A 13479-nucleotide genomic window follows, 5' to 3' on the forward strand; every position below is an offset into this window, starting at 1 on the left:
TGCGCAAGCTCGGCCGGACGTTGAACCAGCGGATCCAGGACATCCTGGCCTACTTCGACCTGCCCGGCACCAGCAACGGCCCCACCGAAGCGATAAATGGCCGTCTCGAGCATCTGCGCGGCTCCGCCCTCGGCTTCCGCAACCTCACCCACTACATCGCCCGCAGCCTCCTCGAAGCAGGCGGATTCAGACCCCACCTACACCCTCAAATGTGAAGAGCCAGTTATGCTCGCCGGCGTCCTGCGGGGGGATGCAGCTGCTCGGGTCCGGCCCGGCGCAGCCTCCCAGGCTCGCCGCGAGCGGTATCGCCGCGGCGCTGAGCAGGGCGGTGCGGCGTGAAAGGCGCGGGCTGGTCATCCGGTGGGCTCCCCCCCGGCCGCCGATCTCGAGTCCACGGCTACGGTACGCCGTCGGCGGCAGCAGCGCTGGCGCTTTGTGGATAACTTCGGCGGCGCCAGTCCCGATCAGGGCAGATCGAACTGCCGCCATTGCTCGCCGCCGCTCCACGCCACGACGCCCTCCCCGGGTGAGGCGGCATACAGCGTCCCGCCATCGGGAGAGAAGACGAGACGACCGGTGACGCCGGGCACGACGGGCAGCTCCCGCACCTTATCGCTCTCGCGCTCCCACAGCTGGACCCGGTTGTTCCGACGCCCCACGACGGCGACCCGCTCACTCGCGGCAGCCACCCAGAAGGGGCCGCGCTGGTCATGCTCCGGCCCATCGGAAAGTTCTCCCTCTGGGGTGAGGACATACAGTGCCGACGGGTTCTCCGCGGCGATGAAGAGGGTTCCGTCGGCGTCATAGGCGAGGCCGCCGACGCGACCGGGCACTCCGTCGACCAGGCTGCTGCGTTCGCCGGTTCTCGTATCCCACAGCTCGACAGGCCCGCCCGGCCCGCACAAGGCGAGGGTGCCATCGGCAGGACAGAGCGCCAGGGCGGTGACCGTCTCGAAGTCCGTGTCCAGCGGGCCGGTGGCCTCGCAGGCCTCACCGTCGATCCGCCACAGCGTGACCTGCCCATCGGCGCCGAGGACCGCCAGATGGGAGCCATCGGCGGTGATCGCAAGATCGGTGATGCGTGAGCCCGCCCGCGGGGCGAAGGGCTCGTCCTCCCCGCTGGTCAGCAGCTTCTGCACGGTGAGGTCACGGTCGCGGATCTCCACGCTGACATGCCCGGCCAGGGCCAGCTGACCGTCGGGGCTCGCGGCGATCGCGCCCACCAGCCCGTTATCGAGCTGCTCGAGGATCGTCCCGTCGGCGGTGTTCCAGATGACGGTGCCGTACGTCTCCGCCTCGCCCAGCCGGATTGCATCGGCGGTGTGACTGGCCGCGATGCGGTCTCCGCCGGGCAGGAGGGCGAGGCCGATGCCGCTCAGATGCTCCCCGGGCAGCGCCTCATGTTCGGGCCCCTGCTCCTCGCGCGGCGGTGGAGAGGGGCGGGTGCGCTGCGCGGCTTCCTCGGCGCTGAGGCACTGGGTGGGTGACGCGGTCGGCAGCGCAGATTCGGGGGAGTCGGCGTCGGGGGAGTCGGAGTCAATTGGCTGCGTGGGCTCGGGATCCTTCCTGCGCAGGAGCCCGCAGCCGGCGAGGGGCAGTGCGGCCAGCAGAGCTCCCGCGACCAGCAAGGGGCGTCGATGCGGCTGAGGGGGCATGCTCAGTTCTCCTCTGTGACTCCGGCGTCCTCCATATACTGTTCCAGATCATCCATGGTCAGGTCATCGGAGAACTCGGCTCCGCGGTCGCGGGCATCGAGCTCGACGGGCTGGTCGAGGTACGGACCCCGCTCATCCTTCGGAGTATCCCAGTGCTCCCGCCAGGCATCGATCTCCTCGCGCGTGAAGCCATGCTCGTTGTACAGCCGCTCGTAGTCGTTCTTGGTGGAGTCTACGAAGGGGAGCCAGTCCCACATCCCGGGCTCAGTGTCCTTTGTGGCTTCCCACTGCGCGGCATGGCGTGCCTCATGGGCGAGGGTGTGCAGCAGGCGCGGGTTGTGCAGCGCGTCGCCGTCGATGGAGATCGAGTGGTTGCCGTCAGCATCGACCTCCCACCAGCCGTTGTAACCGGGGGGTGCTTCGAAGTCGATATCCACGTCCTCGAGCCCGTACCGCGCGAGCTCCTGCTCGATGATCTCGCGGGCGACAGCTTCGCGCTCCTCGTCGGACAGCTCGCGCCAGCGCTCGGCAACCTCGGGGTCCACCTCGCCGTAATAGGGGTCTTCGCCGGGATGGTTGGTCTTATCCACCGGTCCGTCCCCGGCGGTCTCGCCATCGCCTCCGCTGCCGGGGGCCGATACGCCGCCGTCGCTGTCGCCGCGGGAGGCCTGCTCCTGCTCCTGCAGATGCTGCGCGAGCTCCGTGGAGCGTGCGGAGACCTGCGTCGCAGTATCGGCCAGACGTTGCAGAGCCGTGGCGAAAGCGGCCCGGAAGCGTTCGGCATCCTCGCCCCGCCAGAACTCCTGGCTGCGAGTCAGGGAACTGCCGAGATCCGTCCCCAGCTCCTCCAGGCGTTGCTGATCGGTGCTCATCAGCTGGAGGTGCCCAGACACCTCGTCGGTGGTCATGCCGCAGAAGTTCATGGGCCCTCTCCTGGGTGAGCTCGTCAGTGCGGGCACGGGGTGCCCCGCCAGATCATCTCAGCGTAGAAAGGGCCCGGCCGGATGGCCATGGGGAGAGGTGCCCATTGATAAGGCCTTCGTGAGCTGAATTGAACTTATCAACTGGGCGCTCTCCGCCCTGTTCACCTGGCCGCAGCGGCGCGGGCCGCGCTAGGCAGGACCTCCGCGATCCGGTCCAGGATCTGATCGGTGTGCGCGGTGGAGACGAACCAGGCCTCGAAGGCCGACGGCGGCAGATGCACCCCGCCCTCGAGCATCGTGTGGAAGAAGCGGCCGAACGCGTCCGTGTCCTGCTCCTGTGCATCCGCGTAGTTCCGCACCGGCTCGCTCCGGAAGAACACCGAGAACAGGGTGCCGGCCCGCTGGATCACATGCGGCACGCTCGCGGCGTTCAGCGCCTCGGAGACCAGGTCCTGCAGTGCCTGCGAGGTCGCGCCCAGCTGCTGATACGCCGCCTCATCCAGGCCCGCGAAGGTCGCCAGGCCTGCTGCCGTCGCGAGCGGGTTCCCGGAAAGCGTGCCCGCCTGGTACACGGGGCCCAGCGGCGCCAGCAGGTCCATGAGGTCCGCGCGGCCTCCGAAGGCGCCCACCGGCAGCCCGCCGCCGATTACCTTCCCGAAGGTCATGAGATCCGGCGCCCAGTTCTGCTGCGTGCCGTCGGTCCCGCCGGGGCCATCGATCCCGTAGTAACCGGTGCGGGTGGCGCGGAAGCCGGTGAGCACCTCATCGGTGATCAGCAGTGCCCCGTGCTCATGGGCGAGGTCGTGCAGGAACGGCGTGAATCCCAGCCCGTCCTCGCTGCTCGGCGGGACGACGCCCATATTGCAGGGAGCGGCCTCGACGATCACCGCGGCGATCTCGCTCCCGCGCGCGGCGAACAGCTCCTGCACGGCTGCCCGGTCCCCGTAGGGGAGGACGACGGTGTCCTGCGCGGTGCCCGCGGTGACGCCCGCAGAGCCCGGCAGACCGAAGGTGGCCAGGCCGCTGCCGGCCTCGGCGAGCAGCGCATCGACATGCCCGTGGTAGTTGCCCGCGAACTTCACGATGACATCGCGGCCCGTGGCGCCGCGGGCCACCCGCAGGGCGCTCAGCACCGCTTCGGTGCCGGAGTTGACCATGCGGATCTTCTCCACCGGGCCGATGCGCGCGATGACCTCTTCGGCGAGCGCCACCTCCTGCGGCTGCGGCGCGCCGAAGGAGAGCCCGCGGGAGGCGGCCTGCTGCACGGCCTCCACCACCTGCGGATGCGCGTGCCCGAGGATCATCGGCCCCCAGGAACCGACGAGGTCCACGTACTCGCGCCCGTCCACATCAGTCAGCAGCGCCCCGGCGGCCGAGGCGATGTACGGCGGGGTGCCGCCCACGGAGCCGAAGGCCCGCACGGGCGAGTTCACGCCCGCGGGGATGACGCGCCGGGCGCGGGCGAACAGCTCCTCGGACAGGCCGTGCGGGGCAGGGGTGTGTGGGGCGATGGGCATGGGGGTCTCCTGGCTGAGAACATCGGGGGCTTATCCAGGCTACTCGGGTGATCAGAGCGACTGTGCGCAGCCTCGACGACCACCCGGCGACGCGGTAGAATCATCGACTACAAAAGTGATTCATGCGGCGTGGCGGTCTATACCGGCAGGCGGCGCCGAGCAGATGCGCGAGCGATGTGGAGGTGACGGTGATGGAAACCATCGGGCAGCGAGTCGATGCTGCGCGAGAGCGTGCTGGTCTGACGCAACGTCAGCTGGCGGCACGGACAGGTCTGCCCCAGGCCACGCTCAGCCGCGTGATCAACGGAACCCGGACTCCCAAGACGCCCGAACTACTGCGGATCGCTGCGGCAGCAGGGACGACCTTCGCGGAGCTGACCTCACAAGACCTGCCCGAGCGTGTGCAGACCGCCGCACGGACCACCAACGGTGGGGCGGCTGCTGATCTGCGCAAGCGGCTGCTCTACTTCATGGAGATCGACGTGCATCTCGATGATTGCGGAATTCAGGATCGACGGTGAGTAGACGTATCGAAGAGCAGGCCCGCGAGGCCGCGCTCGCGTTCCGCACGCAGCATGGCCTCGGAGTTCAGCCGATCGGGGACCTGATCTCCATGATCGAACAGACCACCGGGCATGACGTCGCGATCATCTCTGCTGATACGGACTCGCATGGACTGTCCATGCGTGACCCGGCGACGGGGCGCGTCTATATCGCGGTCGCCGCGACCCCGCACCCCATGCGGCAGCGCAGCACTCTCGCCCACGAGCTCGCCCACGTGATCTTCGAGGACTGGGAGGGACATGACCGCGACGGAGAGCGCCCGATGCAGGAGATTCGTGCCGACGCCTTTGCCCGGCATCTGCTCGCTCCAAGCAGCGGTGTCCAGCAGACGACCGAGCGGGCAGCAGGCGACCCCAGCGGGCACCTCTCCGATGTGGTGCAGCGTTATCTGGTATCCCCGGCGATCGCCGCCATTGTGCTGGCGGACTGCGGACTCATCTCTGCTGAGACCAAGACGGACCTCATGGGGCTCACCACGTATCAGGTCGCAGCCCGAAACGGGTGGCTGGACCAGTACCGTTCCCTCCAAGACGCCTCGAACCGCCAGAGAGCCCCGCAATCTCTGCTGCGTCGCGCAACAGCTGCCTACAGTGAGGGCCTTATCGGACTGCCGATCATCGCTGCGCTCCGCGGCTTACCCCTTGCGACGGTCCAGGCGGAATTCGACGACCTCGGTATCACGCCGCAGCCAGCTGACCCCACCGCATTCGAGCTGGACGAGCTGCCCGCGGTTGAGGTGGATCTGACCGGGCTCGCGGGAGACGAGCCCGATCGATGACTCACCGCCCGATCATGGACGCGGGGCCGGGCCTGAATTTCTTCTCGCAGAACAAGGAACGGCTGCTGTTCGCCATGCTCGGAGCGATCTGCGTCCCCGAGGCCGTTCACGAGGAAATCCTGCGCAAGGCACGAACTGATCGGCGGTTCTCCGCTGCGGAGCGAGTGCTCGGCAAAGTACCCGACCGTCTGCTCACGGTGCTGTCTGATGACGTGACCCCAGACCTTGAGCGCGTCGTGAGTCGCATGTGCCGTATGCCCTACGCCCAACGCATGGAGGCGAGCAAGGACCTCGGAGAAACCATGGTCATCGCCCACGCTGTGGTACTTGCAGAACAGGGGCGCGATGTCATCGTCCTTATCGATGACGGTGGGGGCCGAAACATGGCGGCGACGGAAGCTCAGCGCCTGCGCCGTCTGCGGGTAGCGGGCAGACCCGTCGGTTCCCTCTCGATCGTTGGCACGCTGACCATCTTGAAACGGGCCGCCGGATCGGAGCACCTCCCAGACCGAGCGGCACTGCGAACCCTCTACGCCAAGCTGCGCACCGTCGACGACGGCCTCCCGCCACTGACATCGACCGGCCTGCTCAGTCTTCCCGTGTGGTGATCACCAGGTCGCTCACGCGAACTCGCGCAGGTGATCGGGCAGGCCGGTGGTGAACCAGTCGGCCACCTCGCTGGCGTAGTAGGTCAGGACGGTGCTCGCGCCGGCGCGGCGGAAGGCCAGCAGGGACTCCAGCACGGTGCGGTCGCGGTCGATCCAGCCGTTCGCGGCGGCGGCCTCGATCATCGCGTACTCGCCGGAGACCTGGTAGGCGCCCACCGGCACGGGAGAGGCTTCGACCACCTGGGTGAGGACATCGAGGTAGGGCAGGCCGGGCTTGACCATCACGAGGTCCGCGCCCTCGGCCACGTCCAGGGCGAGCTCCCGCAGGGCCTCGCGGGCGTTCGCGGGATCCTGCTGGTAGGTGCGGCGATCCCCGGTCAGCGAAGAATCCACCGCCTCTCGGAAGGGGCCGTAGAACGCCGAGGCGTACTTCGCGGTGTACGCGAAGATCCCCACATCGGCGCAGCCTGCCGCATCCAGGGCGTCGCGCACCGCGGCGACCTGGCCGTCCATCATCCCCGAGGGGCCTAGCAGATGCGCCCCGGCCTCCGCCTGCGAGAGCGCCATCTCGCGGTAGCGCGCAAGCGTCGCGTCGTTGTCCACGTGCCCGGCAGCATCCAGCACGCCGCAGTGCCCGTGGTCGGTGAACTCATCCAGGCACAGATCTGCCATGAGCACCGTCGCATCCCCCAGCTCGGACCGCAGCCGGGCGAGCGCCCGGTTCAGCACGCCGTCCGGATCGGTGGCACCGGAGCCGACGGGGTCCTTGCGCTCGGGCACGCCGAACAGCATCAGCCCGCCCACACCGCGCTCCACCGCCTGCTCGGCAGCGCGCAGCAGCGAATCCTCCGTGTGCTGCACAACCCCCGGCATCGAGCTGACGGGCCGATCCTCCCGCGCACCCTCGCGCACGAACATCGGCAGCACCAGATCCGCCGGCCGCAGCGTGGTCTCCCGCACCAGGGAACGCATCGCAGAGGAGCTGCGCAGGCGGCGCGGACGCTCGATCGGGCCCGGCACATCAGGCAGAGCAGGCAGGGCAGAGGAGGCAGGCTGGGCATCGGAGGCAGGCTGGGCAGGGGACGCAGGGCGGGTCATGAGGACTCCTTCGTGGTCGGGGAGAGGACAGCGCAGACGGCATCGGCGAGCGAGGCATCGGTGGGGGCGCTGGCCTGAGCGGCGACAACCAGCCCCACTTCCCGCACCGCAGAGGAGGTGGGGGAGCCGATGGTCACCAGCGGGGTCAGTGGATCCGGATCGAGCTCTACGAGGCGCCGGGCGGCCTGAGAGCTGGTGAGCACGACCGCACCGTAGCCGCCGCCGCGCAGGCGTTCGCACACTGCGGGCTCCACGGCGGCGGGGACGGGACAGTACGCGTCGATCCGCTGCACCTGGTAGCCGGCTGCGCGCAGACCGTCCGGGACGGTGGGGGCGGCGGCCGTGGAGACCGGCAGCAGCACCCGGGAGGTCTCCGGGGCGGGCGGGAGCTGTTCGATGAGCGAGGCCCCGGATCCGGCCGCGACCAGGTGGGGGCGTATCCCGGCGCTGCGCAGCGCCGCCGCGGTGCCCTCCCCAACGGCGAGCACCTGCGTGGCCCCGTCAATGTCGAGCCGCTCATCGGCCCCGGTGAGAACCTCCACCGTGGTGCGGGAGGTGACCACCAGATGCGTGAACGCCCCGGCGGCGAGACCCTCCCGGGCGCGGGCAAGCTGCGCGGCATCCCCAGGCACGAGCTCCAGCAGCGGCACGTGCTCAGCCGTGACGCCCCGCGCCGCGAGCAGGGTGAGCAGCCCGCCAGCCCGGCCCGCGGGTCGGGTGACCAGGACCGGGAGGGCTGCTGCGGCCGACGGGGAGACCATCAGGTGCGGGCCTGCTCGAGGATCTCGCCCGCCCCACGCTCCAGCAGCTCGGCGGCGAGCTGCTCCCCGAGGCGGGCGGGCGCGGACGAAGGGCCGCTCAGCGGACCGGCGGCCGGATCCCACGGGATCTCGGCGCTGCCGTTCACGGCGTGGCTGCCATCGGGCCGGATCGCCAGTGCCCGCAGACGCAGGGCGCCACCGGCGGTGACCTCGGCAAGCGCCGCGACGGGGGCGGAGCAGCCGGCTTCGAGGGCCCGCAGCAGCGCCCGCTCCGCGGTGACGGCAGCGCGGGTCTGCGGATCCTCGACCACCTGCAGTCGCTCGGCGAGCCAGGGGCTTTCCTGCACGGCCTGCGCGGTGACCTCCACGGCGAGCGCCCCCTGCGCGGGGGCCGGCAGCATCACCGCGGGATCCAGCAGCTCGCTGATCGCCTCCGTGCGACCCACCCTCATGAGCCCCGAGGCGGCGAGCACCACCGCATCCAGATCCGCCTCCGGCCCGAGCGCGCGGGCCAGGCGCGTGCCGACGTTCCCGCGGATCCCCACCACGTCGAGGTCCGGCCGGGTACGCCGCAGCTGGGCTGCGCGGCGCGGGGAGCCGGTGCCCACCCGGGCCCCGTGCGGCAGCTCGGCAAGGGCAAGCCCCTCGCGGGCGCACAGCGCATCGCGGGGATCCTCCCGCGGCGGGACGCAGCCGAGCACGATCCCGTCGGCCGCAGCGGTGGGCAGATCCTTCAGGGAGTGGACGATCGCATCCACCTCACCGCCGAGCAGCGCCTGGCGCACGGCAGTCACGAACACGCCCGTGCCGCCGAGCTGCGCGAGCGGGGTGGTGCGGTCGCGGTCCCCGTGGGTGCTCACATGCACAAGCTCCACCGCGCGGCCGGAGCCCGCCACGAGCTGCTCGCCCACCTGTCGGGACTGGGTGAGGGCGAGCTCGCTGGCGCGCGTGCCGATCCGCAGCGGGGCTAACTCAGTGGTATCGCTCATGCGTCCTTCCCGGCGGCCGCGCGGGCCCGCTCCACGTCCTCAGCAGAATCCACGCCGCTCGTGGTGGGGCGGCACAGCCGACCCACGCAGCACTGCGGCCCGCACACATCGGGGGTGCCGCCGAAATCCGTGACCTCCCGGCGCGGGAACGCCGGGTCCAGCCGTTCCTGGATCAGGTCCGCGAGCGCGGCGATGAACCGCGGATCAGTCCCCGCGGTGGGGGTGCGACGGAAGGCCAGACCATGCTCGGCAGCGGTGTCCTTCGCCTCGGTGTCCAGGTCCCACACCACCTCCACATGGTCGGTGACGAATCCGATCGGCACCACGATGACCGCATCGGCGGCCTTCTGCGCGGCAAGCTCGGTGATCACATCGTTGACGTCGGGGTCGAGCCACGGAATATGCGGGGCGCCCGAACGGGACTGATACACCAGTTCCCAGGAGGGCAGCGCGGCAGCGCCCCCATCGGCTCCCGTGCCCGCGAGCTGCTCCATCACCCAGCGGCAGGCCGCCACGTGCTGATCGACGTACCAGCCACCGGATCCGGGCCGACGGGTCTCTGCCGGGCCGGAGGCCTCCGCCATCGACAGCGGCACCGAGTGGGTGGAGAACAGCACCCGGATCCGATCCGGCGCATGGCCCTCGGCGGCCAGCTCATCCAGGGCCGTGCGCACCCCGTCAGCCACCGGCTCGAGGAAACCGGGGTGGTTGAAGTACACGCGGACCTTGTCGATCGTCACCCCACCGACGAGGCCCGTCTCCTCGAGCGCCATCGCGAAGTCCTCGCGGTACTGGCGGCAGGAGGAGTAGGAGGAGTAGGCGCTCGTCACCAGGCCCAGGGCGTGGCGTTTCCCGTCGGCGTGCATCGAGCGCAGCGCCTCGGTGTTGTACGGCTCCCAGTTGCGGTTGCCGAAATAGACCGGCAGGTCCACGCCGCGCTCGGCGAGCTCGGCCTCAAGAGCGCTGATCATGGCGCGGTTCTGCGCGGTGATGGGGGAGACGCCGCCGAGCGCCCGGTAGTGCCCGGCCACCTCCTCGAGGCGCTCATCGGGGATGCCGCGCCCGCGCGTGACATTGCGCAAGAACGGGATCACATCCTCCTGCCCGGCGGGGCCGCCGAAAGAGGAGAACAGGATCGCATCGAAGGCCCGGGGCTCACCGCGCCGGGTATGCGTCTGGGAGGTCTGAGTCACCGGAGTCATCTGATCGGTCATCGGGTCGCTCCTGGGGGTTCAGGCCAGCAGCGCCGCGACGTCCGCGAGGGAGTTCAGGCGGCGGCCGGTGTGGAAGGGCAGCTCATCGCGCACATGCAGCCGTGCATCGGAGTAGCGCAGGTGACGCATCATGTCCACCAGGTCATGCAGGTCATCGGCCTCGAAGCTCAGCAGCCACTCGTAGTCCCCGAGGGCGAAGGCGGCCACGGTGTTGGCGTTCACCTGCGGGAAGTCGCGGCCCAGCATCCCGTGCTCGCGCAGCATCCGGTTCCGCTCCTCGTCCTCGAGCAGGTACCAGTCGTAGCTGCGCACAAAGGGGTACACGGTGATCCACTGCTTGCGCTCGGTGCCGGGCACCATGAAGGAGGGCACGTGCCCCTTGGCGAACTCGGCCAGGCGGTGCACGCCGACGGCCGCCCATTCGCCGCTCAGCCAGGTCCCGGCCACGGAGCGCTCGAACTCCCGCAGCGCGGACTGCAGGGCAGCGGGCTCATCGGCCGCGAGCCACAGCATGAGGTCATCCTCCGCCCGGAAACCGGAAACGTCGTAGAAGCCCAGCAGCTCGGCGCCCTCGGCCTCGATCAGCCGGGTCACCTCCTCCAGAGCGGTGACGCAGGCCTCCTGCGTGATCTCGCCGTCCTCGGTGAGGCCCGAGATCCGGCGGAACACCGTGTAGCTCGTGTAGCGGGTGGTGGTGGCGATCTCTTCGGGGGTGGGGCTCATCAGGGGTTTCCTTCCTTACGGGTGGGAGACGTGGCGGCAGAATCGGAGGTGGTCGGGGCGTTCTCGGCGCGGAGGATCGCGTCGATCCCGGTGCCCGAGCGCCAGGAGCCGACGAGCTCGAGCGTCGGCTCCGCGGCGAGGGTCTCGGTGAGGCGGGTCAGCGCCGCGCGATGCCCGGGCAGGCGTTGGCGCATGGCACGGTCCCAGTCGATCACCGCCGCATCGTGCAGGTGCTTGCGCGTCAGCGGCGTGCGGAGGATCGCGGCGGCATCGGCGAGGGCGAGGTCCACCAGGCCCTCTCGGTCCGGCAGCTCCTCGCCGGGCCGGCCGTAGGACAGGCGCACCAGGTGCGGGGCAGTCAGCTCCGGCAGGGCTTCGTGCAGCTGGCGGGCGACGTGCTCCCATTTGGCGCTCGCATGGGTGAGGGCCTTCGCACGGATCCCGGGGGTGCCGGGGGCGACGAGCGCCCCGGTGCCCGAGGGGAAGGCATCCAGCGCCGGGGCGTCCAGCAGCAGCGCCACCAGGCGCACCCGGGCCGATGGGGCCTGCGGGATCGCCGTGGAGATCGCCGGTGCTGCCTCGGCGAGCAGGTCCCGGGTGATATCCGGCGGGCAGGCGAGCACCAGATGCGCCGTCTCCAGGTGCTCCCCGCCCGCGGTTCGCACCCGCCAGGTGTGCTCGGTGCGCTCCACCGAAGTAGCGGGGGTGCCGGTGCGCAGCAGCGCCCCACCGGCCAGCAGCTGCTCGCGCAGCGCGGCCGGCAGCGCCGCCATCGTCGGGGCCAGGGAATGCACCCGCGTCCCGGCACTGGAGGTGCTCCTCCCGCGCAGGTGCCGCACGGTACGCACCAGGGAGCCGTGCTCGCGCAGCCCGGTGGCGAGCTGTGGCGCGGCAGCCGCGAACTCGGTGCTCGCCGGGTCGGTGGAATGCACGCCGCCGATCACGGGGGCGACCAGCCGCTCGAGCACCCGTCGGCCCAGGCGCCGCTGGATCACCTGCGCGACGGTTGCCCCGTCGCGGGAGCCGAGGCGGGCCGGCAGCAGCGGTTCGAGGGCGGCGCGCAGCGCCCCCGGCCAGCCCAGCACTGCCCGCACATCCCGTGCGAGCGGCCGCGCCGGCACGCCCAGCAGCGCCGCCGCCGGGGCCCGGTGCACTCCCGCAGCAGAGACCAGACGCGATCCCAGGCCCTCCCGCGGGGAGACGATCTGCTCCTCGAGCCCCAGCTCAGCGGCCAGCGCGTCGACGGCCCCGGCGCTGATCGAGTAGGCCTCGGCGCCGCTGTTGATCGGGCAGTCGGCGAGGTCCTGCGCGGCGATCGCCCCGCCCACCTCATCGGCCGCCTCGAGCAGCACGACGCGGCGCCCAGCGGCCTGGTGACGCCGGGCGGCGAGCAGCCCCGCAAGGCCCCCGCCGATGACGAGCACATCACCGCTCATCGCGGCTCCCGACGCTGCTCATGCAGGAAGGCGACGAGATCGGTGAGGACCTGGGGGTCGGTCTGCGGCGGCACGCCGTGCCCCAGGTTCACCACGTGGCCGCTCGCACCGGCACCGGCCGCGAGCACATCCAGGGCCTCGGCCTGGCGCACCTGCTCGGAGCTGAACAGGACGGCGGGGTCGATATTGCCCTGCACCGGGGTGCCCTCGGGGAGCGCAGCGATCGCCGTGTCCAGGCGCAGGCGGTGATCCACGCCCATCACGGTCGCACCCGCGGCGTGCATCGGCCCCAGCAGATGCGCCGCGCCCACCCCGAAGTGGATGCGCGGCACCGGCAGGTCGGCCACATGCGCGAACGCGGCGGCGGAGTGCTGCTGGACGTGCTCGAGGTACTGGTCGGCACTGAGCGACCCCACCCAGGAGTCGAACAGCTGCACCCCGGAGGCGCCGGCGAGCACCTGGGCGCGCAGGAACCGTCCGGAGAGCTCAGCGACCCAGGCGGCCAGGCGCGCCCACAGCTCCGGGCGGGTGCGCATGAGGGAGCGGGTGCGCAGGTGGTCACGGCTCGGTCCGCCCTCCACGAGGTAGCTCGCGACCGTGAAGGGGGCACCGGCGAAACCGAGCAGCGGCGTGGTGCCGAGCTCCCGCACCGTCAGCGCGACCGCCTCACGGATCGGATCGAGCGCCGCCTCATAGTCCTCCCCGAGCTGCGGCAGCGCAGCGATATCCGCCTCGCTGCGCAGGGGGTGCTCGACCACGGGCCCGACGCCGGGGCGGATCTCCACCCCGAGCCCGGCCAGGCGCACCGGCACCACGATGTCGGAGAAGAAGATCCCGGCATCGACCCGGTGGCGCCGCACCGGCTGGACGGTGATCTCGGCGGCGAGCTCGGGAGTGAGGCAGGCATCGAGCATCGCGGTGCCCTCGCGGGCGGCCCGGTACTCGGGCAGGGACCGCCCGGCCTGTCGCATGAACCACACACTGGGTGTGAGTCCGCGCACGCCACGCAGCTCGCCCAGCAGCGCGGAATCAGCGACCCCGCCGTCGGTGGTGGGGCGGGTCGCGGGGGGAGTGGGACGAGGGCCATGGCCGGGCACGACGCGACACTCGTGTTCCTTGACCCGCCGTATGACGTCACCACAGAGCAGGTCGAGGAGCTGCTCGTGGCACTGCGGCCCGCGCTCACCGATGAGGCGCTTGTGGTGATCGAACG

General features: G+C 70.9%; 14 protein-coding genes. 4 read left to right on the forward strand and 10 right to left on the reverse strand.

The window, feature by feature from the left end; genetic code table 11:
* A partial coding sequence (locus tag MU407_RS12545) for a transposase (protein WP_246955918.1) occupies window positions 1-215 on the forward strand: 215 nt, incomplete at its 5' end.
* Window positions 216-464: 249 nt separating this feature from the next.
* Here the strand turns inward: MU407_RS12545 and MU407_RS12550 are convergent.
* The 3 genes from MU407_RS12550 to hemL all read right to left on the reverse strand — a co-directional run bounded on the left by MU407_RS12550 (window position 465) and on the right by hemL (window position 4095).
* Window positions 465-1655 carry a hypothetical protein gene (locus MU407_RS12550; RefSeq protein ID WP_246957980.1) on the reverse strand — a complete coding sequence of 397 codons (1191 nt, stop codon included), beginning with the start codon at window positions 1653-1655 and terminating at the stop codon, window positions 465-467.
* 2 nt (window positions 1656-1657) lie between these two features.
* Window positions 1658-2578 carry an HMG-box domain-containing protein gene (locus tag MU407_RS12555; protein ID WP_102234884.1) on the reverse strand — a complete coding sequence of 307 codons (921 nt, stop codon included), beginning with the start codon at window positions 2576-2578 and terminating at the stop codon, window positions 1658-1660.
* 161 nt (window positions 2579-2739) lie between these two features.
* Window positions 2740-4095: a glutamate-1-semialdehyde 2,1-aminomutase gene (hemL, locus tag MU407_RS12560; protein WP_246957982.1), complete on the reverse strand. Its 1356-nt coding sequence runs from the start codon at window positions 4093-4095 to the stop codon at window positions 2740-2742.
* 191 nt (window positions 4096-4286) lie between these two features.
* On the opposite strand from hemL, the gene MU407_RS12565 reads away from it, so the two are divergent.
* From MU407_RS12565 to MU407_RS12575, 3 genes are read left to right on the forward strand one after another with little or no spacing between them, the layout of a single operon-like run.
* A complete protein-coding gene (locus MU407_RS12565; protein ID WP_102234882.1) occupies window positions 4287-4616 on the forward strand; it encodes a helix-turn-helix transcriptional regulator in 330 nt (109 codons plus the stop codon).
* Window positions 4613-5437 carry an ImmA/IrrE family metallo-endopeptidase gene (locus MU407_RS12570; protein WP_199173838.1) on the forward strand — a complete coding sequence of 275 codons (825 nt, stop codon included), beginning with the start codon at window positions 4613-4615 and terminating at the stop codon, window positions 5435-5437. The genes MU407_RS12565 and MU407_RS12570 overlap by 4 nt, the downstream gene beginning before the upstream one ends.
* Window positions 5434-6045 carry a hypothetical protein gene (locus MU407_RS12575; RefSeq protein ID WP_102234881.1) on the forward strand — a complete coding sequence of 204 codons (612 nt, stop codon included), beginning with the start codon at window positions 5434-5436 and terminating at the stop codon, window positions 6043-6045. Before MU407_RS12570 ends, MU407_RS12575 begins: the two co-directional genes overlap by 4 nt.
* A gap of 12 nt (window positions 6046-6057) precedes the next feature.
* On the opposite strand, the gene hemB is transcribed toward MU407_RS12575, so the two are convergent.
* From hemB to hemE, 7 genes are read right to left on the reverse strand one after another with little or no spacing between them, the layout of a single operon-like run.
* Window positions 6058-7143 carry a porphobilinogen synthase gene (gene hemB / locus MU407_RS12580; RefSeq protein WP_281507916.1) on the reverse strand — a complete coding sequence of 362 codons (1086 nt, stop codon included), beginning with the start codon at window positions 7141-7143 and terminating at the stop codon, window positions 6058-6060.
* Window positions 7140-7904 (reverse strand): uroporphyrinogen-III synthase, encoded by a 765-nt coding sequence (locus MU407_RS12585; RefSeq protein ID WP_246957984.1) that lies wholly within the window; start codon window positions 7902-7904, stop codon window positions 7140-7142. Before MU407_RS12585 ends, hemB begins: the two co-directional genes overlap by 4 nt.
* Window positions 7904-8893 (reverse strand): hydroxymethylbilane synthase, encoded by a 990-nt coding sequence (gene hemC / locus MU407_RS12590; protein ID WP_246957986.1) that lies wholly within the window; start codon window positions 8891-8893, stop codon window positions 7904-7906. The genes MU407_RS12585 and hemC overlap by 1 nt, the downstream gene beginning before the upstream one ends.
* Entirely contained in the window at window positions 8890-10107 is a 1218-nt protein-coding gene (locus MU407_RS12595; protein ID WP_246957988.1) for a ferrochelatase, read from the reverse strand. Before MU407_RS12595 ends, hemC begins: the two co-directional genes overlap by 4 nt.
* An 18-nt stretch (window positions 10108-10125) precedes the next feature.
* Window positions 10126-10830, reverse strand: coding sequence for a hydrogen peroxide-dependent heme synthase (hemQ, locus tag MU407_RS12600; RefSeq protein WP_246957991.1), 705 nt, complete (start codon window positions 10828-10830; stop codon window positions 10126-10128).
* Window positions 10830-12266, reverse strand: coding sequence for a protoporphyrinogen oxidase (gene hemG / locus MU407_RS12605; protein WP_246957993.1), 1437 nt, complete (start codon window positions 12264-12266; stop codon window positions 10830-10832). The genes hemQ and hemG overlap by 1 nt, the downstream gene beginning before the upstream one ends.
* Window positions 12263-13288: a uroporphyrinogen decarboxylase gene (hemE, locus tag MU407_RS12610; protein WP_246957998.1), complete on the reverse strand. Its 1026-nt coding sequence runs from the start codon at window positions 13286-13288 to the stop codon at window positions 12263-12265. The genes hemG and hemE overlap by 4 nt, the downstream gene beginning before the upstream one ends.
* Window positions 13289-13479: the final 191 nt, after the last annotated feature.

Source organism: Brachybacterium sp. Marseille-Q7125 (genome assembly GCF_023062615.1).
Taxonomy (GTDB): domain Bacteria; phylum Actinomycetota; class Actinomycetes; order Actinomycetales; family Dermabacteraceae; genus Brachybacterium.